This window comes from Hoeflea sp. 108 (assembly GCF_000372965.1).
Lineage (GTDB): Bacteria > Pseudomonadota > Alphaproteobacteria > Rhizobiales > Rhizobiaceae > Aminobacter.
Genome location: NZ_KB890024.1, coordinates 1,272,411 through 1,294,673, shown reverse-complemented (window position 1 = coordinate 1,294,673; position 22,263 = coordinate 1,272,411). Strand labels below are relative to the sequence as shown.

Genomic DNA, 22,263 nt, shown 5'->3' with positions numbered 1-22,263 from the left:
TCAACAATGGGGAACTGAAAAATGAAACTGAAAGTCCTGTCGCTGCTCGCCTGCCTTGCCGCGGGAATGAGCAGCTCGTTTGCCAGCGAAGGTGAGCTGTCCATCGGCACCGAAGGCGCCTATCCGCCCTGGAGCATGGCGGATGCCGCCGGCAACGTCACCGGCTTCGACGCCGATGTCGGCGCGCTGCTCTGCGCCAAGCTGGAGAAGAAGTGCCACTTCGTCGTGCAGGCTTTCGACGGCCTGATCCCGGCACTGAAGGCCAAGCGCTTCGACATCATCATCTCCGGCATGTCGATTACCGCCGACCGCAAGAAGGAGATCAACTTCTCCGTTGGCTATGCCGAGCTCGCCAACATGTTCGTCGCGCCCAAGGATTCCGACCTTGCCGGCATCAAGGACATCGACACGCTGCTGAAGTCGCTCGACGGCAAAAAGGTGGGCGTCCAGGCCGGCACCACGCATGCGCATTTCCTCGAGAAGCGTGTGCCCGGCGCAGACCTCAAGACCTACGACACGCTCGACCAGATGCAGATCGACCTGGCGACGGGACGCGTCGACACGGCCTTTGCCGATGCCTCGGCGCTGCAGGACTTCCTTGCCAAGCCCGACGGCAAGAACTTCCAGTTCGTCGACGTGAAAATCCAGAGCACCTTCGATCCTTCGCTCGGCGAAGGCATCGGCGTCGGCATCGCGCAGGAAAACACCGCGCTCAAGGCCGATATCGACAAGGCGCTGTGCGCGCTGGTCGCCGACGGCTCGATCGGCAAGGCGAGCCAGAAGTGGTTCCAGACGGATATTTCCCGTCCGTGCCAGTAACGAATGTCGGGACGGCTATCCGCGCCTGATGGCGCGGGTGGCCGCTCGAGCCGCACGGCTCGGCCTTGCGGAAAACCACCAGTGACAGCTCAGGCGGTTTCGATGGAATTCAGTCTTTGGCAGGTGTGGACAGACGGCTGGTTCGGCGCGATCCTGCGTGGCGCGACGATCACCATAGCCGTAGCGCTTTCCGCCATGGTGGGCGGCTTCGTCGTCGGTGTCGTCTGCGGCCTGATCAAATGGGGTCGTATCCGGCCGCTGACCTATGTCGTCGATGCCTATACCGCGCTGGTGCGCGGCGTTCCTGAACTGCTCATCATCTATCTGCTGTTCTTCAGCTCCGTCGAGTTCGTCACTCGCGTTGCGACCGCCTTCGGTTATGCCGGCATGGCAGACAGCGGGTATGCCTTCGTTATCGCCGTCATCGCCATCGGCGCGATCTCGGGCGCCTATTCGACTGAGGTCGTTCGCGGCGCGCTGGCAGCCATCCCGCAGGGCCACATCGAGGCCGCGCGGGCGCTCGGCATCCCGGGGCTGCGCATATTCCGCCGTATCATCCTGCCGCAAATGCTGCGCATCGCCATACCCGGCATGAACAATGTCTGGCAGGTCACCATCAAGGACACGGCGCTGGTTTCGGTCGTCGGACTGCAGGAACTGATGCGTGTTGCCTTTATCGGTTCCAACACGACGCGCCACCCCTTCATCTTCTACCTCATCGCCGCGGTGGTCTATCTCGTCATCACCCTGGTCAGTCAGGCCGGCGTCGACCTGGCCGAAAGCCGGTTCCGGCTGCGCGCAAGGAAATAGCCCGATGGATCTCGAACTTCTCCAGCAAGCGGTGCCGGTCCTGCTCAAGGGGCTGCGGGTCACCTTGATGCTCACCTTCCTGTCGGTGCTGATAGGCTTCAATCTCGGCCTCGGGCTTGCGATCATGCGGCTGTCGTCGAACCGCTTCATCGCCGGTTTCGCCAAGGGCTACAGCACCGTGTTCCGCGGCACGCCGCTGCTGGTCCAGATATTCCTGTTCTATTACGGGCTCGGCCAGCTTTCCGTCGTCAAGGACAATGCCGTGCTGTGGTGGGTGGTCAGCGACGGCGCCCGCTGCGCGGTGCTGGCGCTGGCGCTGAACACAGCCGCCTACACTTCCGAGATCCTGCGCGGCGGGCTGATGTCGGTTCCATCGGGACTGGTCGAGGCGGCACAAGCCTGCGGCATGTCGCGCGTGCTGCGCTTCCGCCGCATCGAGTTTCCGCTCGCCATACGCCAGGCCCTGCCGGCCTATGGCAACGAACTGATCCTGACGGTCAAGGGCACCAGCCTCGCCTCGACCATCACCGTGCTTGAGGTCACCGGCTACGCCAAGCGGCTGATGAGCCAGACCTATGCAGTGTTCGAGGTGTTCGCCGTCGCAGGAGCGCTTTATCTGGTGATCAACCTGATGCTGATCACTCTCATCCGAACCCTAGAGCGCTACCTGACGCGCCATCAACGCTCGCGACAACCGGCCTAGGGCGTTGGAGCGGCCACCTGCGGATACAAAAAAGCCCCGGATCGCTCCGGGGCTTTTTGGTTTCACATCGTCGCCTTCAGTGGTGGGCAGCTTCTGCCATCTGTTTGGCATCTGGCAACTCGACATGGGCCTTCAGCTCCTTGCGGGAGATGTAGGTGTAGAACATGGGCACCACGAACAGCGTGAAGATCGTGCCGACGATCACGCCGAAGAAGATCACCAGGCCCATCGAATAGCGGGCGGCAGCGCCCGCGCCCGACGCCAGGATCAGCGGCACGACACCGAGCGCCATGGCGGCCGTGGTCATCAGGATCGGGCGCAGGCGGACCTTGGCCGAGGCGATGATCGCTTCGCGCGCGGTCATTCCATGCTCTTCACGTTGCTGGTTGGCGAATTCGACCAGCAGGATGCCGTGCTTGGTGATCAATCCTATCAGTGTGATGAGACCCACCTGGGTGTAGATGTTCAGCGTGCCAAGCCCGAGGTTCAACGGCACGATGGCGCCGAAGATCGACAGCGGCACCGACATCATGATGATGAGCGGATCGCGGAAGCTCTCGAACTGCGCCGCCAGAACCAGGTAGATGACGACGATGGCGAGCGCGAAGGCAATCAGGATGGTGTTGCCCTGCTCGCTTTCGAGACGCGACTGGCCGGAATAGTCGATGAAGAAGCCAGCCGGCAGAAGCGGCCGGGCGATGTCTTCGATCGTCTTCAGGCCATCGCCCGTCGTCACGCCGGGAACCGGCAGTGCCGCAATAGTCGCCGAGTTCAGCTGGTTGAACTGGTCGATCGATGCCGGCGAGGCGTTGGTGCTGATCGACACCACCGCCGACAGCGGCACCATCTTGCCGTTGACGCTGCGGACGAAGAACTCGCCCAGCTTCTCGGGGTTCTCGCGATATTGCTCGGGTACCTGCATGATGATGTCGTAGCTGTTCGAATCGCGGTCGAATTCCGCAATCGAGCCGCCGCCGACAAGCAGGCTGAGCGTCGTGCCGATATCGCGCACCGACAGGTCGAGCGCTGCCGCCCTGTCGCGGTCGATGGTGACGGTCACCTGCGGCGCGTTGAAGGACAGCGAGTTCTGCACCACGATGAAACGGCCGGAGGCCTGCGCCTTCGTCTTGATCTGCTCAGCCACCTCATAGACCTGGCTCGGATCACCCGTCGACTGGACGACCAGCGAGATCGGCAGGCCGCCACCCGCGCCGGGCAGCGACGGCGGCGCAAAAACCAGAGCCTCGACACCGCTGACCTTCGAGAGCCGGCCCTGGATGTCCTGCTGGATCTGCTTTTGCGAACGGTCGCGGTCGGCCCAGTCCTTCAGCGCCCAGACAGAGAAGCCCGAATTGGTTTCCCCGCCCATGCCGACGATCGAGAAATTCGTCTTGAGTTCTGGCAGGTCCTTGGTCAGGTCACGGATCTGGTCGGTGTAGAGGCTGGTGTATTCGCTCGTGGCATAACGTGGAGCTGTGACCAGCGAGAACAGCGCGCCTGAATCCTCTTCAGGCGCCAGTTCGGTCGACGTCTTGAAGAACATGAAAGCGGTGACAGAAACCAGCGCGATGACGACGAGAAGCGTGACCGGCCGATAGTTCAGTGAACCGGCCACCAGCCGCTCGTAGCGATTGGCGACACGCTCGAAGGTGCGGTCGACCAAGGCGGCGAAGCGGCTGTGGCTGCCAGACTTCAGGATGCGCGCCGACATCATCGGCGTGATGGTCACAGCGATGATACCCGACAGCACGACCGCACCAGCAAGCGTGACCGCAAATTCGCGGAACAGCGAACCGGTCAGGCCGCCGGTGAAGGCAAGCGGCGCAAAAACCGCGGCCAGCGTGATGGTCATCGCCACCACCGGACCGAAGATTTCGCGCATGCCCTTGAAGGCCGCCTGCATCGGCGTCATGCCCTCTTCCATGTGACGGTGGATGTTCTCCACCACCACGATGGCGTCGTCGACGACGAGGCCGATCGCCAGCACCATGGCCAGCAGCGACAGCAGATTGATCGAATAGCCCATCATCAGAAGGATGAAACAGACACCGATCAAGGACAGCGGGATGGTCACCACAGGCATCAGCACCGAACGGAACGAGCCGAGGAAGAGCAGGATGACGACGATGACGATGGCGACGGCTTCGGCGATGGTCTTGAAGACCTCGTCGATGGAGGCGCTGATCGTCTCGGTCGAATCGTAGACCATGGTAATGGTCATGCCTTCGGGCAGGCTCGCGCTGATGCCGGGCAGTTCCTTGATGACCGCAGCAGCAGTGTTAAGCGGGTTCGCCGACGGTGTTGGGAAGATGCCGATGAAGGTGCCCGGCTCGCCGTTGAAGTTGACGACCGTATCGGTGCTTTCGGCGCCGAGTTCGACATTGGCGACGTCACGCAGACGCACGACATTGCCGTTCTCGGATTTGAGCGGCAGTTCGGCAAACGCTTCAGGCGTCTGCAGCGTCGACTTCATGGTGATCGAGTATGTGACATACTCGTTCTTGGTCTTGCCGGGGGCCGACAGGAAGTTCGAGGCGTTGATGGCTTGCAGCACTTCGGCTGCGGTCAGGCCGCGTGCCGCGAGCTTCACCGGATCGATCCAGACACGCATCGAATAGTTGGCCGCGCCCAGAACCTGGACTTCGGCAACGCCCTCGATGGTCGACATGCGCGGACGGATGACACGCTGGATGTATTCGGTCAGCTCCTCGGCGCTCATGTTCGGGTTCTGCATCGCCAGGTACATGATGGCGAACTGCATGCCCGTGCCCTTGACGATCGTCGGATCCTTGGCGTCGCTCGGCAACTGGCCGCGCACCTGCTGGACCTTGGACATGACCTCGGTCAGCGCGGTGTCGGGATTGGAGCCGAGCTTCATCTGCACGGTCACGATGCTGGTCGACGGACGGCTCTGAGACGTCACGTAGTCGACGTTTTCGGTCGTCGACACAGCGGCTGAGATCGGTGCGGTGATGAAGCCCTGGATAAGGTCGGCGCTGGCGCCGGGATAGACGGTGGTGATGGTGATCACCGTCTCCTCGACCTCGGGATATTGCCGGACTGACAGATTGAAAATGCCCTGGAAACCCAGGAGCAGGATCATGAAGGCGAGGACCGTCGAGAGGACGGGGCGCCGGATGAAGATGTCAGAGAAACTCATTTCGTGGCCGCCTTCGCATCGGTCGAGGGTACGGGCGAAACCGTGTTGTCGATCTTGACCGGGGTGCCGTTCGAAAGCCTGTTCTGGCCTGCGACCACCAGTTCATCGCCGCCCGAGACGCCTTCGAGGATTTCGACGCGGCCCTGCGAGCGGCGGCCAACCTTGACGAAGATCTGCTTGACGGCCAGCGCCTGCTCGGCTTCCGGCTTGGCGTCTGCTGCCGCGGCCGGAGCAGCCGGCGCTGCCGGCGCTGCCGACGCCTGCGCTTCGGGCTTCTCAGCGGGGCGCACGACATAGACGAAGTCGCCATAGAGGCTCGAGGTCAGCGCCGTCAGCGGAACCGCGACGACATTATCTTCCTTGGGCAGCTCGACACGGACGCGGACGAACTGACCCGGGCTCAGCTTGCCCTCAGGGTTGGTGATCTCGGCGCGGACCGAAACAAGGCGGCTCTGCGGGTCGACCTTGGGGTCGATACCAATGACCGAACCGTTGAACGGCATGCTGTCGGACGAGACGCCGAAATTGACCGGCTGTCCGATCTTCAGCTGAGCGAGCTGCTGCTCCGGAACGGCGAAATCCGCGCGCATCGTCTCGAGATCCTGCAGCGTAGCAATGACGTTGCCGGGAGCGACATACTGTCCGATATCGACTTTCGGGATACCGATGGTGCCGGAGAACGGCGCACGCAACTGCTTCTGGTCGAGCACGGCCTGGAGCTTCTGGACCTGGGAAGCCGAGGTAGAGGCCGTTGCCCGCGCCGCATCCAGCGTCACGTCGGAACCAACGCCACGGCGGCGCAATTCGGTTGCCCTGTCGAGCGCCTGCTGGTCGAGATCGGCCTGGGTCTTGGCCGCCGCCAGATCCGCCTGCTGAACGGCATCGTCCAACTGGATCAGCACGTCACCCTTGTTGACGCGCTGATTGGCGGCGAACTTGATCTCCTTGACGATGCCAGTCGCCTCGACCGTCAGGTCCACGCCCTGCGAGGCGCCGACAGTACCGATCGTTTCGATGCCCGGTGTCCATGGACCCGGCTCGACTTTCGTGGTCGCAACCGTAACCGACGCAACGGGCATATTGGCGAAGTACTGCTTGATGCCGTTGTCACGCATGATGTTGAAGCCGACGATACCGCCGCAAACGAGGACGAGCAGCACGATAGCGATGATGAAGCGCTTGATCAAAGGAGACCCCAGTCGTTTGGAACCGCACACACCCGGACGGGTTGCGGTGCACAATGAACCCATTTTGGGAAAAACCCAAGGGCAGCGCGCTTACTGTACCGTCTGGACGGTATTGTCAATCCACGATAAAGTGAACGGCATTGGAGGTACCGTCATGTCTGGTCACAGACCGAGTTCACGCGAGAAGATCCTCGCCGCCGCAGCCGAGCTGGCCGATATCGTCGGCCCGGGCAACATCTCGCTCGACGCTGTCGCCCAGCGCGCCGGCGTGTCGAAGGGCGGCCTCCTCTACAACTTCCCCTCCAAGGCGAAGCTGATGCAGGCTCTGGTCGAGGAATATCTCAAGAGCTTCGAACAGGCCCTTGCCGCCAAGTCGGCAGACCAAGGTGCGGCCTCCCCCAACAGCCTTGCCGCTTATATCGAACTCTCCGCTGAAGAATGCCAGCACCATCAGCCCTCGGCCGCCGGGGTGCTGGCGGCACTGTCCGAAGACCCTGACTTCCTCAATCCGGTCAGGGACTTCAAGCGCAACCTGCTCGACCGGCTGAAGGCGGAAAACCCCGATACGGCCAAGCTGCTCGTGGCGTTCCTCGTCATCGAAGGCCTGCGCAGCATGAACCTGTTCGACATGGACATTCTCCATGAGGACGAACGCGACATGGCGATTTCATACCTGCTCGACGAGGCAGGCAGGGGATAAATCAGAGCGAGTTGAAAAAGCCCTTTCTAATGCAATAAATAGTTTGTATACATTTGACATGATGCAACCTGAGCGTATATGAGGTTGTCGTCATTCACGTGGCTATCCTGCCCAATACTGCGTGTAGTTCTAGTAGTCCTCATTCATGAGAGAGACGCTATATGCAGTTTAATGAGCCGCTCACGCTGGTCGTGACCGTGGATTCAGAATCCGGCCCCCGTCGCAATTCGACCCGGGCGCAACTCAAAGCGCTTGCCTGGCCCTTCACCTTCGTCGACGGGCTCACCACACAGTCTCCTGAAGTCGCCGCAATCTATGACGCAAGGCAAAACCGTCGAAAGTCGAAGCGTCCGCTAGCCCCGGCTGAAGTGGCGGCCTATGCCAGCCACCGCAAGGCGATGGGCGAGTTCCTCGCAACCGATCACAAGGTCGCGCTGATCCTTGAGGACGACTTCCATCTGATCGACCCCGGCAGGTTCGCCAGCCGCGTCAAGGCGCTGATGAAGGCGCCGGTCGTGTGGGACATCCTCAAACTGTTCGACTTCCAGGAACGACCTGTCGTGGAGTCGATACCTGTAGGCGACGTCAAAATCGTCTCGCATGGCAGCCCAACTGCCGGCATGGTCGGCTACCTGATCACACGCCGCGGTGCCCAGCGCATGCTGCGCCGTCCGACGGTATTCCGGCAGATCGACGAGGACATCAAGTTTTTCTGGGAACTCAAACTACGGGTGCTGTCCGTGCAGCCCAACCTCATCGCCGACATTGGGCACGAACTCGGCGGCAGCCTGATCGAACCCGAACGCCTCGAGGTCAGGAAGCAGCGAAGCTGGGTGATTTCGCTGAAAGGGCTTGCGCACACCGGTTTGCGCAAACTCAATTATCGGCGTCACCGCAAAGACTACTGCCTCACGCTGAAAAAGGCCGGACGCAGCTCATAGGGCTGACCTTGTATCAGAGGCGGCGGAGATCGCTCCTGACTAGCTGGCCTCGCGCAGGGCCTCGGCCGCCTGCAGGTCGACCGAAACCAGCTGGCTCACACCTTGCTCGGCCATGGTGACGCCGAACAGCCTGTTCATGCGCGCCATGGTGATCGGGTTATGGGTAATGACGACGAAACGCGTCTCCGTCGAAGCGGCCATTTCGTCCATCAGGTTGCAGAAGCGCTCGACATTGTGATCGTCGAGCGGCGCGTCGACCTCGTCGAGCACGCAGATCGGCGCCGGATTGGTCAAAAACACCGCAAAGATCAGCGCCATCGCTGTCAGCGCCTGCTCGCCGCCGGACAAAAGCGTCATAGTCTGCGGCTTCTTGCCGGGCGGGCGGGCAAGGATTTCGAGGCCGGCCTCGAGAGGATCTTCCGACTCGATCAATTGCAATTCGGCGGTGCCGCCGCCGAAGAGATGCGTGAACAGCCGCTTGAAATGCCCGTTGACCAGATCGAACGCGGCCAGCAACCGTTCGCGTCCTTCGCGGTTCAAACCCTGGATGCCCTGGCGAAGCTTGCGGATTGCCTCGATGATGTCCTCGCGCTCGGAGACGATCGCCTCCAGCCGCTCGGACAGTTCCTTCTGCTCTTCCTCGGCGCGCAGATTGACGGCGCCCAGGCGCTCGCGCTCCAGCTTCAGTCGCTCCAGGGTCCTTTCGATCTCGACCGGGTCGGGCATCGGGCTGTCGGCTTCGAGGCCGGTGTGGCGGATGACGAGATGGGGAGCCGTGTTCAGCACTTCCTGGATGCGCGCTTCGATCTCGCGACGGCGCTCGTCGGCAGCGGTCAGCCGCTCCTCCGAACGCGCACGTGCCTCGCGGGCCTCCGCAAGCCCCTGGATGGCAGCTGTCGCCGCCTTGTCGAGCACAGCCTGCTTGGCCTCGGCTTCCTGCAAGCGGTCTGAAACCTCCTTGCGCTGCGCCTCTGCCTGGTTGAGCTGCGACATCAGCGAGCGACGGCGCGCGTCCAGTTCATCCGGCGCCTCCGCAAGCGCCTCGCGCTCGGCTCCGGCTTCCTCGCGGCGCTCGGTCAGGGATTCGATCTGTTCGGCCGCGCTTTCGGCGCGCAGCACCCAGCTCTGGCGTTCGGCGCCGATCGAACCCAGCCGGCGCGACCGCGCTTCCGCCTCGCGGTTCAGGCCATCATGGACGGCGCGCGCATCGGCCAGGGCCGAGCGCTCTCGTGCGACCGAAGCCGAAAGCTGGTCGAGACGCTGCTGAAGATCGCCGAGGTCGGCGGCAGCGCCAAGCATGTCCTCCGCCTCGACATAGACGGCATGCGCTTCCTCATGCGAATCGGCAACGCGGCTGCGTGCCTCATCGAGTGCTGCGCGACGGCTGCTCAATTCGCCAGCGGCCCGCTCGGCCTGGGCGAGCGCATCGCGCGCCGCACTCACCTGATGCTGCGCGTCTCGCCCCGCCTGTCTGGCCAGCCGTTCGGCCTCAGCGCTTTCGCGCACGGCAGCTTCGGCGCGCGCCAGTGCTTCCTCGGCAGCGCGCACGATGAGCGTAGCCTCAATCGCCTCGGCATCGAGTTCGGCCAGGCGGTTCTTCTGGGCAAGACGAAGCGCTGCCGCGGTCGGCGCATCGGCGCTTGCCGTCAGCCCATCCCAGCGCCACAGGGCGCCTTCCTTGCTGACGAGCCTTTGGCCCGGGGCCAACAATGGCTGCAGCAGCGGGCCGTCGGCCGCATCGATCACGCCGACCTGGGCAAGGCGGCGTGCCAGCTGCTGCGGAGCGCGGACCATTTCGGCAAGGCTGCTGGCGCCCGCCGGCAGTTTCGGATCGGTCGGCGCCGGCTTGGCGCCGCTCCAGTGCACCGGTGCTGCGCTGTCGAGCGCTGCTTCGAGATCATCGCCGAGGGCAGCGCCGAGTGCGGTCTCAAAGCCGCGGTCAACGCCGATCTGCTCGAGCACTGCCGGATAGGCATCGCCCGATACGGCGGCGATGATCTTGGCCAGCGTGCGCGCCTCAGTCTCGATGCGGGCGAGCTCGGCCTTGGCCTCCTGCAGCGGCTGGCGGGATGCCGCTTCTGCCTGGCGCGCCTCGCCAACCGCGCGTTCAGCCTCGGCCGCGGCATATTCTGCTTCTTCCAGCGCTTCCTGGGCGGCTTCGGCCAGCATGCGCTTTTCAGCCGGATCGGCGAGTGCTGCGATCCGGGCAGCGATCTCGCCGGCCTCGCGGTCAAGCTCGGCGAGCTGGCGCGCAAAACGGTCGCGGCGTTCGGCGGCATCGCGCATGGCGCGTTCGGCCTGGCTGCGTCCCGCAGCCGCCTCGGCGCGCTCGGCGGTCGCCCGGCCAAGCTCGGCCTCGGTCTTGGCCAGCGTCGCCATTGCTTCGTCAAGTGCCGCGCGGGTCTCCGCCTCGCGGTCGGCCGCGCCGTCGTTCTCGTCGCGCAGCGACCGCTCTTCGGCATCAAGCCGCGACAGGATCGCGGCGTTGTCGCCGATCATCCGCTGCTCGCGGGCAATGTCCGCATCGAGCTGCTGCAGGCGGCGATCAAGTTCGCTCTGGCGCGAATTGATGCGGCCAGCCTCTTCCTCGAGCTGCGAGCGGGCAATCGACAGCCGCTGCAGGGTCGCGGCTGCCGAGGCATCGGCCTCACGCATCTCAGGCAGCTTATGGGCGCCGATCGCCTGATCCTTGGCCGCCGCCATCTGGGAGGCGGCACGTTCGGCAACGAGCGAAGTCGCGACGGCCAGCGCCGATTGCGCCTCGCCTTCCTGCGTCTTGGCAAGCGTCCAGCGCAGGTGCAGCAGCGTCGCTTCCGCCTTGCGGATGTCGGCCGACAGGTTCTTGAAACGCGACGCCTGGCGCGCCTGGCGCTTCAGGCTCTCGATCTGGCCTTCCAACTCGCCGACGACATCGTCAAGGCGCTCCAGGTTCTGCTCGGCGGCGCGCAGGCGCAGTTCCGCCTCATGGCGGCGCGTGTGCAAGCCGGAAATACCTGCCGCCTCTTCGAGCAGGGCGCGGCGCGCCTGCGGCTTGGCCTGGATCAGCTCGCCGATACGCCCCTGCCCGACCATCGAGGGCGAACGTGCACCCGTCGACTGATCAGCGAACAGAAGTTGCACGTCCTTGGCGCGGGCTTCCTTGCCGTTGATGCGATAGACGGAACCGGCCTCGCGCTCGATGCGGCGCGACACCTGGAGTTCGTCGGCGTCATTGAAGGACGCAGGCGCGGTGCGGTCGGTGTTGTCGAGGAAAAGCGTGACTTCGGCGGTGTTACGTGCCGGCCGGGTGCCCGAACCCGAGAAGATGACGTCGTCCATGCCCGAGGCGCGCATGTTCTTGTATGAGCTTTCGCCCATCACCCAGCGCAACGCTTCGACCAGATTGGATTTGCCGCAGCCGTTCGGCCCGACGATGCCGGTCAGGCCGCGTTCGATGACGAACTCGCCGGGCTCGACGAAGGATTTGAAACCGAGAAGGCGGAGGCGCGAAAACTTCATCCGCGCCAACCCGCGCAAAAGGGAGCGCCGAAGCTCATCCGCTTCGGCGCTGCGAACCTATCAGAGCATGCCGTCGATAATCGCCGACATTTCGTCAATCGTCATCGCCCCTTTGTAGACTTTCCCGTTGATGAAGAAGGTCGGCGTCGAGTCGACCTTGAAATCCTTCTCGCCGCGGGCGCGCACAGCCCTGATATCGTCCAGAAGCTTCTGGTCAGTCAAGCAGGCCTCGAACGACTCCTGTGTAAAGCCGGCCAGCTTGGAAATCTGAAGCAGCGCGTCCTTCGGGTTCTGCGAAGCGGCCCAGTTCGACTGCTGCTTGAACAGCACGTCGACCATCGGGAAGTAGTTGTCCTTCGAGCAGCGCGCAAGCATGAAGCCCGCTTCGGCCAGCGGATCGAACGGGAACTCGCGGTAGATCAGGCGCGCCTTGCCGGTGTCGATGTACTTGGTCTTGAGCGCCGGCAGCGTCGTCTCGTGGAAATGCGCGCAGTGCGGGCAGGTCATCGAGGCGTATTCGACGATGGTCACCGGCGCGTCGGCCTTGCCGAGCACCATATCGGGCAGCGTGCCGGCCTCGAGCAGCTTGGCCATGTCGACCGTGCCCTGCGCGTCGGGAGCCTTCACCGCCTGGACAGGCGTCGCCGGGGTGGCCGGGGCTGCAGGCGTCGCAGGTTCGGCAGGCTTCGGCGTCGCCGCCTTGGCTTCCTCGCCGGAGTCGCTGCAAGCGGAGAGCAGTGCTGCGGCCGAAACGGCTGCCAGCCCGGTAAGTGCGGTCCTGCGGGAAATGGAAGGGAACATACGAATCACCTGACGATGGTTGGATTTTGCAATGCGGATTTACGTGAAGGCGAGAGTTGGCGCGAATTAAGGCATGGCTGTCCCCAAACCAATCGCAAATTTCCGCACTTTCAATCACGAAAGCGCGAGATTCCCGGCATTTCTACTTGCGGGAGGCCAATATCGTCGCACCCAGCTTCTCCAGCGATGCCTTCAGCCCCTCATCTTCGATCAAGCTTACAGTTCCGGCAATCTTCGACTGCTCGGCATCGGTGAGCTTGCGCAGGCGCGGCCGGACCGGGCCCGCATGCCGCGAAACCGGCTTCTGGACGATGCGGATGCGGCCAATCGCGTTGAACCCGAGAAAGGAATTGACCCGGCCGATGATCTCGCCGGTTTCGTGCTGCAGATGAAGTGCCGCCGACCCCGAGCAGGCAACCACCAGCACCGCCGGCTCGAACGGATCGTCCTCGTGCATCCGGCGCGGCCACTGGATCTTCTCCGGCCGCGAGTTCAGCGCCAAGCGCGGCCCGACGATCTCCTCCCAGGACTGGACGAGCCCCACCGATATGCCGGTGCGCTTGCGCAGCACGGGATCGAGGATGGCGCTGGCGAGATCGCTGACCGGGACGGGATTGCCCGTCCACCTTTTACCTGCCATGTCGTGCTCCAGAGATAACCTTGTCGACATGTAACGCCGAAGGCAGTTCCGACCACCAATGGCATCCCCAGCACAGACCCGCAAGCATGCCGATGACGCAGACATCCGGATCGCCTCGGGCCTGCTCGCCTGGTACGACGCAAACCACCGGGAATTGCCGTGGCGGATGCCGCCGCGGGAGCTGGCCAAAGGCCTGCGACCCGATCCTTACCGCGTCTGGCTGTCTGAAATCATGCTGCAGCAGACGACGGTCGAAGCGGTCAAACCCTATTTCCGCACCTTCCTCGAAAAATGGCCGGACGTCGGCTCACTCGCCGCGGCGGATGCAGAGGATGTGATGAAGGCCTGGGCGGGGCTCGGCTATTATTCGCGGGCCCGTAACCTCAAGGCCTGTGCCGAAACGGTCGCCGCCAAACACGACAACCGCTTTCCCGACACCGAAGACGGCCTGCGCGAATTGCCTGGCATCGGTCCCTACACGGCTGCAGCCATCGCCTCCATCGCCTTCAACCGACCGGCGGCCGTGGTCGACGGCAATGTCGAGCGCGTCGTCACGCGCCTGTTTTCGATCGCAACACCCCTGCCCGAGGCCAAGCCGGTAATCCGCGCCCATGTCGAGCGCATGCTCGCAGCATCTCGTCCCGGCGACTTCGCCCAGGCGATGATGGACCTCGGCGCCACCATCTGCACACCCCGCCGGCCGCGTTGCATGCTCTGCCCGCTGCGCGAGGACTGCAGCGCGATCGTCAATGGCGATCCCGAACTCTATCCGGTCAAGCCGCCCAAGGCCGAGAAGCCGCAGCGGCGTGGCGCCGCCTTCGTCGCCGTCACATCGGATGGTTCGGTGCTGCTGCGCAAACGCCCCGGCAAGGGCCTCTTGGGCGGCATGACCGAGGTGCCGACAACGGGCTGGACGGCGCGGATCGACGGCGCCACCGGCACAGAGAGCGCGCCCTTCCCCGCCAGGTGGCAGCGCGCCGGCAGCATCAACCACGTCTTCACACATTTTGCGCTCGACCTCGACGTATTCCGGGCAGATCTGCCCCAGCGCGTCGAGTTCGACGGCCACTTCTGGTCGTCCGCCCACGAGCTCAATGGCGAAGCCTTGCCAACCGTCATGAAAAAAGTCATCGAAGCTGCCATACCGGGTGCAACGAAAAGAGGACGCTAGGGAATGAGCGAGATCCGCCACATCGTCTATGACATCGGCAAGGTGCTGATCCACTACGACCCTGACCTTCCCTTCAGCCGCATCATCCCCGATCCGGTCCAGAGGCGCTGGTTCTTCGACAATGTCTGCACCAGCGACTGGAACATCGAGCAGGACCGCGGTCGCACCTGGGAAGAAGCCGAAGCCCTGCTGATCGTCGAACATCCCGAGCACGAGAAGAACATCCGTGCCTTCCGCGAAAACTGGCACGAAATGGTGCCGCATCACTACCAAGACAGCGTCGCGCTGATGGAGAGCCTGGTCGCTGCCGGCCACGACGTCACCATGCTGACCAATTGGGCGTCAGACACGTTCCGCGAAGCACGCGGCCGCTTCCCGTTCCTGGAGACGCCGCGCGGCGTGACGGTTTCCGGTGACGTCGGCCTGATCAAGCCCGACCGCCGCATCTACGACCTGCATGTCGAGACCTTCGGACTCGACCCGAAAGCCTCGCTGTTCATCGACGACAGCCAGAAGAACGTGAACGCCGCCATCGACGCCGGCTGGCAGGCAGTGCTGTTCACAAACGCCAAAACGCTCGAGGCGGACCTCGAGCGTCTCGGGATCGGGCGGTGACTGGAAACCGACCGACCAACGAAATCCGAAGCCGCGAGGCCAAGAATTTCAAACTGTTTTACAGGACCGCTTGAGTTCCTGAAGGGCCAGATGGCACAAGCCATGGAGCCTGATCCGTCGCGCCTGACTATGAGGCGCGACCGGTGATCGCATGGGTGGTTATGCCCCTGCCTTTTCCATGCCGACGCGAACGATGCGGCGCAGTTCGTCGATCTGGGTGAGACCGCCTGCCCGCTCATAGTGCCAGAAGGTCCAGCCGTTGCAGGCATCGAACCCCTGGACTGCGGCGCCGACGCGATGGATCGAGCCGGCATTGTCGCCGGCCACCAGCGTGCCGTCGGCGCGAACCGTGGCCGAATGGCGTTTCTTGGCATCATAGAGCTTGGCGCCAGGGGCCAGCAGGCCCATGTCGATCAGGCTGATAAAGGCGACCCGCGGCTCGGCGCGCTTGCCGGTCAGCACGGTGAGTTCAGGACCGTCGAGCGTACGCACCGAGGCGATGCGCTCCTGGGCGGCATCGATGTAGGACTGCTCGCGCTCGATGCCGACAAAGTGGCGGCCGAGGCGCTTGGCGACCGCACCCGTCGTGCCCGAGCCGAAGAACGGGTCGAGAATGACGTCGCCCGGCTTTGACGAGGCCAGCATGATGCGGGCCAGCAGTGCTTCCGGCTTCTGGGTCGGGTGCAGCTTGTTGCCGTTGTCGTCCTTCAGGCGCTCGCCACCGGTGCAGATCGGGAACAGCCAGTCGGACCGCATCTGAACGTCGTCGTTCGACGCCTTCATGGCTTCGTAGTTGAAGGTGTAGCCCTTGCCCTTCTGGTCGCGCGAAGCCCAGATCATCGTCTCGTGTGCGTTCTGGAAGCGCCGACCGCGGAAGTTCGGCATCGGGTTGGTCTTGCGCCACACCACGTCGTTGAGGATCCAGAAGCCGATGTCCTGCATCTTGGCGCCGACACGGAAGATGTTGTGGTACGAGCCGATCACCCAGATCGTGCCGTTCGGCTTGAGCACTCGGCGCGCCGCCAGAAGCCAGGCACGAGTGAAGGCATCGTATGCCTCGAAGCTCTCGAACTGGTCCCAGTGGTCGTCGACAGCGTCCACCTTGGACTGGTCGGGACGGTGCAGCTCGCCATCGAGCTGGAGGTTGTAGGGCGGGTCGGCGAAGATGACGTCGACCGATGCCGACGGCAGCTTGTCGAGCGCGGCGATGCAATCACCCTTGATGATTGTGTCGAGCCATTCGGACGGCTGAGGCGTGCGGGAAAGCTGGCTAAGAGGACGCACTGCTGACATTCTGATACCCGGATGACGCGTTACTGTTTACTCGCCATTATGGTTACCGATCAGCGTAAACAATTGATGAAGCAGGCGTCCGAATTTGCGGTTCGGACCGGAATGGTGTATTCGCGGCGCCTTGAGTTGCCCGGCCGCGCTTTGCACCGGCCCATTTTTCCCGGACCGTCATGAACCAGCCAGATCTAGTCATTTTCGATTGCGACGGCGTGCTCGTCGATTCCGAAATCATCGCCGCCCGTATCGAGGCCGAACTGCTCACTCAGGCAGGCTTCGAGATCTCAGCCGAGGAGATCGCCGAGAGCTATGCCGGCCTGACTTTCAAGGACATCATGCTGAAGATCGAGGAGAAGGCGGCCATCCCCTTCCAGGCCTCGCTCATCAGCCAGGCAGAGGAAATGGTCGACCGCCGCCTCAAGACCGAAGTGCGCGCCATCGAAGGCGTGCATGAAGCTGTCGCCGCCGTCACCGCGCCGCGTTGCATCTGCTCCAATTCCACCAGCGAGCGCATCGAGATGATGCTGGATCGCACGCGCATCCTGCCGCTGTTCAAGGGCCGTATCTTCTCGGCCCTTGAGACTCCGAGCCGCAAGGCAAAGCCTGCGCCTGATGTGTTCCTGCACGCCGCCAAGACGCTCGGCGCCAACCCGGCCAACACCTTCGTCATCGAGGATTCGGTGCACGGCATTTCCGGCGCGGTTGCCGCCGGCATGCGCGTCATCGGCTTCACCGGCGGCGCGCACAGCTATCCGGGCCATGCCGACGCGCTGACCGAGGCAGGTGCTGAAACCGTGATCCGGCGCTGGGCTGACCTCGGCGGCGTGCTCGCAGCACTCAGCATGTGGTCTGAAAACGCCTGACACGCGTAACCGTGCCGGCCCGGCAAGGGCCGGCTCGACTGTCAGGGCCGGATCCAGGTCCGGTCGACAAAATCGGCGACCAGCGGCACGATTTCGGGCAACTTCTCCTCGAGCGCGAAGTGCCCGGTTTCGAACAGATGCAGCTCCGCCTCGGGCAGATCGCGCAGATAGGCGTGCGCGCCCGGCGCCGGGAAGAACGGATCGTCCTTGCCCCACACGATCAGCGTCGGCGGCTGATACTGCCTCAGCCAGGCCTGCCATTCGCAATAGCGCGCGACGTTGCTGTGGTAGTCGAAGGCGAGGTCCACCTGCGGCTGCTTGCGGCCCGGCAGGTCGAGAAAATGCTGGTCCAGCGTCCAGCCATCCGGCGCCAGCAATTCCTGCTGCCCGACGCCGCTCTCATACTGAAAGCGCGTGCCTGAAAGTGTCAGCAGATCGAGGATCGCCTTCTCCGCCTCGGGTTGATCGGGCCGCAGCGCGATGAAGTTGCGCGCACCGTCCGACAGCCCTTCATCATAGGCATTGCCATTCTGCACGATCAGGCCTGCGAACCATTCGGGATGCCGCACCGCCAGGCGGAAACCGACAGGCGCGCCGAAGTCGAAGAGATAGGCGACGAAGCGGTCCAGTCCCAATCCCTTGATGAACCCCTCCATCGTGTCGGCGAGGCGGTCGAAACTGTAGACGAAGCTGCCGCCAGCGCTCGCGGGCTGCGGCACGTCGCTGTGGCCAAAGCCGGGATAGTCGGGCGCAATCACGCGGTAATGGCTGCCGACCGCATCGATCAGCCGGCGGTACTGGTGCGAAGCCGAGGGAAAGCCATGCAGCAAAAGGAGCACGGGCTTATGCACGCTGCCGTCGGCGGGTACCGACTCACGGTAGAAAATGCGCACGCCGTCGACGTCGAGATGACGATGAACCACACGGGGTAACGTTGCGATTGCCATTTCACATGCTTTCTATCTAAGATTATGCATTAGCAACATTCGCTTGATTGACTAATGTGTCAATCTCCAATTTTGGAATTAGCATGAGCATCGACATTCTTCCGCTGACCGGCGAGCCTCTTGGGCTGGACCTGGTCAACACACGCGCCCGCAGCGGCACTGAGGGCATCGACCATTTGGCGACGCCTGATGGCCTGCGGGCCTGGGTGGCGCTCCAGGCAGAACGTTTGGAGGAATATGGCGGCGATGCGTTGATCGCCGTGTCACAAGGCGATCTCGCCGCCATTCACGCCGTGCGCGAATGTGCGAGCCAGCTCGTCGACCATGCCAGGCACGGCAGGACGCCGCCTGAGCCAAGCCTGCGCGAGCTCAACCAGGCGCTGGCGGCAGCGCCGGTTCATCTCGAACTTCGGTGGACCGGATCATCGCTGGCGGTGCAGCGTATGCGCACCGGGTCGGTTGTCGCCGACCTCGCAGCGCGTCTCGCGGAAGCGGTGGCAAGCGTGCTCACCGACCCGGCTGTCGGCACGATCCGCAAGTGCGAGGCCGAGGATTGTACGAAGCTGTTTCTGCCGGCGAGCAGCCGCCGGCGCTGGTGTGCCGCGACGCGCTGCGGCAACCGCATGCGCGTCGCCCGCTACTACCAGAGGCACAAGGACAGCTGACTGCTGTCCCCGTCGCCTTACTGTTTCGCCGGCTTCTTGGCCGGGCCTTCGTCGAAGCCGGCAAAGACCTGCACGTCGCGTGCGGTCGGCACCGGAATCACCACGTTCGGATCGGTGAAGACGAACTGGGTGGCGGTCGACGGATCGGTCACCTGCACCGAATTCTTGTGAAGCTGCGAATAGAGCACTTCGCCGTTGCGGACGACGGCGATGCGGATCGGCATGTTGACTGTACCGGGGCCACCTGCGGGGCCGACCACCACCTTGCCTGCGACGCCGACCTTGATGGTCATCTGGCCGTCGGCACGAGTGCAACTGCGGGTGACGTCGGTGATCGCCGACTGGTGCACCAGCTTGGACGGATCGTCCTGACCGCCCTTGGCGTAGCTGTTGAAGAAGGACGTGCCGTCACGCAGCACAACGTTCGGGCAATAGGCGAGCAGCTCGCTGGCCAGGATCTTGCCCTCTTCGGCGGCTACGACCTTGGGGTCCTTGGGCTGGCTGGGGCCGAACAGGCCGCCCGCGCCGCCAGATTGGCAGCCGGTGACGGCGAGCATAAAGCAGGAGGTCGCCATAGCCGCCATAAAGCGACCGTCGATCTTACGAAACAACATGAACTGCACTTCCCTCTCGCAAAGCAGTCGTTCTATATCAACCGCACGGCAAAAATGCGACTGATGGAGCGCAGTTTTCCCCGTCCCGCCGATTACCGGCAGGTCCTTGCGCCTTGGAACGGATAGATATGCACTATGTGAGTACCCGTGGGGAAGCGCCCACGCTTGGATTTTCCGATGCAGTCCTGGCCGGCCTCGCACGCGACGGTGGCCTCTATCTCCCGGCGGAATGGCCGACCGTCAGCCCGGCCGAGATTCGCGCCATGCGCGGCCTGCCCTACGCCGACCTCGCGATCCGGCTGCTGGCGCCCTTCCTCGGCGGTGAGATCAAGCCCGACGTGTTCGAGCGCCTGGTGCGCGAGGCCTATGGCAGCTTCCGCCACGAGGCCGTCTGCCCCCTGATCCAGACCGGCGCCAACACCTTCGTGCTTGAGCTGTTCCATGGCCCGACGCTGGCCTTCAAGGACGTCGCCATGCAGTTGCTGGCCCGCCTGATGGACCATGTGCTGGCCGAACGCGGCCAGCACGCGACCATCGTCGGCGCCACCTCGGGCGACACGGGCGGCGCGGCCATCGAGGCTTTCGCCGGACGCGAGCGTACCGACATCTTCATCCTGTTCCCGCATGGGCGCGTGTCACCTGTGCAGCAGCGCCAGATGACCACCTCGACCGCCGCCAACGTGCACGCGCTGTCGATCGAAGGAAATTTCGACGACTGCCAGGGCCTGGTGAAGGACATGTTCAACGACCACGGCTTCCGCGACCGCGTGCGGCTGTCGGGCGTGAACTCGATCAACTGGGCCCGCATCATGGCCCAGATCGTCTACTACTTCTCCTCGGCCATCTCGCTCGGCGCGCCCGACAGGCCGGTATCGTTCACTGTGCCGACAGGCAATTTCGGTGACATCTTCGCTGCCTATGCCGCCAAGCGCATGGGCCTGCCGATCGATCGTCTCGTCATCGCTACCAACGACAACGACATCCTGGCCCGCACGCTGAAGAGCGGCGAATATCGTCAGACCGGCGTGGTCGCCACCACCTCGCCTTCGATGGACATCCAGGTGTCATCCAACTTCGAACGCCTGCTGTTCGAAGCCTCCGACCGCGACCCGGCGGTGGTGCGGCGCTACATGGCCGGCCTCAAGCAGTCGGGCGCGTTCACTATCGAGGCCAAGGCGCTGGCCAGCATTCGCGCCGAGTTCGGCGCCGGTCGCGCCGACATGGACGAGACCGCGGCCACGATCCGCAAGGTGCTTGATGCAAGCGGCTATCTGCTTGATCCGCATACCGCAACCGCGATGCATGTTGCTGCGGGCGAACCGGCCAGCGACGTGCCGATGGTCGTGCTTGCCACCGCCCACCCGGCCAAATTCCCCGCCGCCGTCAAGGCAGCCTCCGGCATCGAGCCGGCTTTGCCGAATTGGCTGTCGGGATTGATGGAACGTAAGGAAAACTTCACGGTACTTCCATCAGAGATAAAAATGGTGGAAGATTACATTAGCCGCCGCACACGGGCGGCGCGTTAGGGAGTACGCAGGAATATGAGTGTTGAGGTAAGCCGTCTGTCGAACGGCCTGACAGTAGCCACCGAAACACTTCCGAGCGTCGAGACCGTAGCTCTAGGGACATGGGTCAAGTCGGGAGCGCGCAACGAGCGCGACGACGAGCACGGCATGGCCCATCTGCTCGAGCACATGGCGTTCAAGGGCACGAAGAGCCGCAGCGCCTTCCAGATCGCTTCGGAAATCGAAAATGTCGGGGGCGAGATCAACGCCGCCACGTCGGTCGAGACGACTTCGTTTTATGCCCGGGTGCTGTCCGACGACGTGCCGCTGGCAGTCGACATCCTGTCCGACATCCTCCAGGATTCCGAGTTCGATCCCGATGAGCTCGAGCGCGAGCAGCATGTCATCCTGCAGGAAATCGGCGCCGCACACGACACGCCCGACGACATCGTCTTCGACCGTTTCACCGAAACCGCCTTCCGCCACCAGACGCTCGGCCGCTCGATCCTCGGTACGCCCGAGACGGTGAAGTCCTTCACCTCGGCGCAGCTGCACGACTTCATGCAGCGCCAGTACGGCGCCGAGCGGATGGTCGTGGTCGCCGCCGGCGACGTGAAGCACGATGAATTCGTCCGTGAGGTCGAGAAGCGGCTCGGCAGTTTCCGCACCAAGGCAGAAAGCGCCATCCCCCAATACGCACAGTATGTCGGCGGCGACTTCCGCGAAGATCGCGACCTGATGGACGCGCAGATCGTGCTCGGCTTCGAAGGCCGCGCCTATCATGTGCGCGACTTCTACGCCTCGCAGGTGCTGTCGATGATCCTTGGCGGCGGCATGTCGTCCCGCCTGTTCCAGGAAGTGCGCGAGAAGCGCGGCCTGTGCTACTCGGTCTACGCCTTCCATTGGGGCTTCTCCGACACCGGCATCTTCGGCATCCACGCCGCCACCGGCCAGTCCGACATCGCCGAGTTGCTGCCGGTCATCATCGGTGAGCTGCAGAAGGCCGGCGAAGACATCCTCCAGGAAGAGCTCGATCGTGCCCGGGCGCAGTACCGAGCCGGCCTCATCATGTCGGCCGAAAGCAGCTCCAGCCGCGCTTCGCAGATCGCCCGACAGCTGCTGCTGTTCGGCCGCCCGATCGCCAAGGAGGAGCTGATGGAGCGACTGCAGGCGCTGACCACGGAGAGATTGACGGACCTGGCCTCGCGGCTGTTCTCGACCCGCCCGACAATCACTGCCGTTGGCCCAGTCGGCACGCTCGCGCCCTACGAATCGCTGCTGGATTCGCTGCCGGGCGGACAGGCGGCCGCCCGCAAGCTTGCCGTCTGAGCAGC

At 63.6% G+C, this 22,263-nt stretch carries 19 protein-coding genes; 11 read left to right on the top strand and 8 right to left on the bottom strand.

Annotated elements, in window-relative coordinates:
- Positions 1-21 precede the first annotated feature (21 nt).
- The 3 genes from B015_RS0106385 (at position 22) to B015_RS0106375 (ending at position 2,332) form a co-directional block, all read left to right on the top strand.
- Positions 22-819 carry a transporter substrate-binding domain-containing protein gene (locus B015_RS0106385; protein WP_018426841.1) on the top strand — a complete coding sequence of 266 codons (798 nt, stop codon included), beginning with the start codon at positions 22-24 and terminating at the stop codon, positions 817-819.
- A gap of 102 nt (positions 820-921) precedes the next feature.
- Positions 922-1,629, top strand: a complete 708-nt coding sequence (locus B015_RS0106380) for an ABC transporter permease subunit (RefSeq protein WP_018426840.1) — start codon at positions 922-924, stop codon at positions 1,627-1,629.
- Between the two features lie 4 nt (positions 1,630-1,633).
- Positions 1,634-2,332, top strand: a complete 699-nt coding sequence (locus B015_RS0106375; protein ID WP_018426839.1) for an ABC transporter permease — start codon at positions 1,634-1,636, stop codon at positions 2,330-2,332.
- 76 nt (positions 2,333-2,408) lie between these two features.
- Here B015_RS0106375 and B015_RS0106370 read toward each other — a convergent pair whose 3' ends face one another.
- Positions 2,409-5,492, bottom strand: coding sequence for an efflux RND transporter permease subunit (locus B015_RS0106370; RefSeq protein ID WP_018426838.1), 3,084 nt, complete (start codon positions 5,490-5,492; stop codon positions 2,409-2,411).
- The gene (locus B015_RS0106365) at positions 5,489-6,679 is read right to left on the bottom strand and encodes an efflux RND transporter periplasmic adaptor subunit (protein WP_018426837.1); all 1,191 of its coding nucleotides are present in this window, start codon (positions 6,677-6,679) and stop codon (positions 5,489-5,491) included. The genes B015_RS0106370 and B015_RS0106365 overlap by 4 nt, the downstream gene beginning before the upstream one ends.
- 154 nt (positions 6,680-6,833) lie before the next feature.
- Between B015_RS0106365 and B015_RS0106360 the strand changes: the two genes are divergently transcribed.
- Entirely contained in the window at positions 6,834-7,379 is a 546-nt protein-coding gene (locus B015_RS0106360; RefSeq protein ID WP_018426836.1) for a TetR/AcrR family transcriptional regulator, read from the top strand.
- Positions 7,380-7,540: 161 nt separating this feature from the next.
- Complete coding sequence (locus tag B015_RS0106355) at positions 7,541-8,320, top strand: glycosyltransferase family 25 protein (protein ID WP_018426835.1); 780 nt, start codon at positions 7,541-7,543, stop codon at positions 8,318-8,320.
- Between the two features lie 39 nt (positions 8,321-8,359).
- Here the strand turns inward: B015_RS0106355 and smc are convergent, their stop codons facing one another.
- The 3 genes from smc to B015_RS0106340 all read right to left on the bottom strand — a co-directional run bounded on the left by smc (position 8,360) and on the right by B015_RS0106340 (position 13,259).
- On the bottom strand, positions 8,360-11,818 hold the full coding sequence (gene smc, locus B015_RS0106350) for a chromosome segregation protein SMC (protein WP_018426834.1): 3,459 nt from the start codon (positions 11,816-11,818) through the stop codon (positions 8,360-8,362).
- 60 nt (positions 11,819-11,878) lie between these two features.
- Positions 11,879-12,619, bottom strand: a complete 741-nt coding sequence (locus tag B015_RS0106345; RefSeq protein WP_018426833.1) for a DsbA family protein — start codon at positions 12,617-12,619, stop codon at positions 11,879-11,881.
- 142 nt (positions 12,620-12,761) lie between these two features.
- Positions 12,762-13,259, bottom strand: coding sequence for a DUF721 domain-containing protein (locus B015_RS0106340; RefSeq protein WP_018426832.1), 498 nt, complete (start codon positions 13,257-13,259; stop codon positions 12,762-12,764).
- Positions 13,260-13,317: 58 nt separating this feature from the next.
- Between B015_RS0106340 and mutY the strand changes: the two genes are divergently transcribed.
- Complete coding sequence (gene mutY, locus B015_RS0106335) at positions 13,318-14,430, top strand: A/G-specific adenine glycosylase (RefSeq protein ID WP_018426831.1); 1,113 nt, start codon at positions 13,318-13,320, stop codon at positions 14,428-14,430.
- Positions 14,431-14,433: 3 nt separating this feature from the next.
- On the top strand, positions 14,434-15,045 hold the full coding sequence (locus B015_RS0106330) for an HAD family phosphatase (RefSeq protein WP_018426830.1): 612 nt from the start codon (positions 14,434-14,436) through the stop codon (positions 15,043-15,045).
- A gap of 159 nt (positions 15,046-15,204) precedes the next feature.
- On the opposite strand, the gene B015_RS0106325 is transcribed toward B015_RS0106330, so the two are convergent.
- Positions 15,205-16,338: a site-specific DNA-methyltransferase gene (locus tag B015_RS0106325; RefSeq protein ID WP_018426829.1), complete on the bottom strand. Its 1,134-nt coding sequence runs from the start codon at positions 16,336-16,338 to the stop codon at positions 15,205-15,207.
- Positions 16,339-16,508: 170 nt separating this feature from the next.
- Between B015_RS0106325 and B015_RS0106320 the strand changes: the two genes are divergently transcribed.
- On the top strand, positions 16,509-17,198 hold the full coding sequence (locus B015_RS0106320) for an HAD family hydrolase (protein ID WP_018426828.1): 690 nt from the start codon (positions 16,509-16,511) through the stop codon (positions 17,196-17,198).
- Positions 17,199-17,239: 41 nt separating this feature from the next.
- Here B015_RS0106320 and B015_RS0106315 read toward each other — a convergent pair whose 3' ends face one another.
- Positions 17,240-18,145 (bottom strand): alpha/beta hydrolase, encoded by a 906-nt coding sequence (locus tag B015_RS0106315; RefSeq protein WP_026226960.1) that lies wholly within the window; start codon positions 18,143-18,145, stop codon positions 17,240-17,242.
- An 83-nt stretch (positions 18,146-18,228) separates the two neighbouring features.
- Here B015_RS0106315 and B015_RS0106310 point away from each other — a divergent pair, with 83 nt between their 5' ends.
- The gene (locus B015_RS0106310; RefSeq protein ID WP_018426826.1) at positions 18,229-18,810 is read left to right on the top strand and encodes an ABATE domain-containing protein; all 582 of its coding nucleotides are present in this window, start codon (positions 18,229-18,231) and stop codon (positions 18,808-18,810) included.
- Positions 18,811-18,827: 17 nt separating this feature from the next.
- On the opposite strand, the gene B015_RS0106305 is transcribed toward B015_RS0106310, so the two are convergent.
- Positions 18,828-19,424: a hypothetical protein gene (locus B015_RS0106305; protein ID WP_026226959.1), complete on the bottom strand. Its 597-nt coding sequence runs from the start codon at positions 19,422-19,424 to the stop codon at positions 18,828-18,830.
- Positions 19,425-19,552: 128 nt separating this feature from the next.
- Here B015_RS0106305 and thrC point away from each other — a divergent pair, with 128 nt between their 5' ends.
- A complete protein-coding gene (thrC, locus tag B015_RS0106300) occupies positions 19,553-20,950 on the top strand; it encodes a threonine synthase (RefSeq protein ID WP_018426824.1) in 1,398 nt (465 codons plus the stop codon).
- Positions 20,951-20,965: 15 nt separating this feature from the next.
- Entirely contained in the window at positions 20,966-22,258 is a 1,293-nt protein-coding gene (locus B015_RS0106295) for a pitrilysin family protein (protein WP_026226958.1), read from the top strand.
- Positions 22,259-22,263 lie beyond the last annotated feature (5 nt).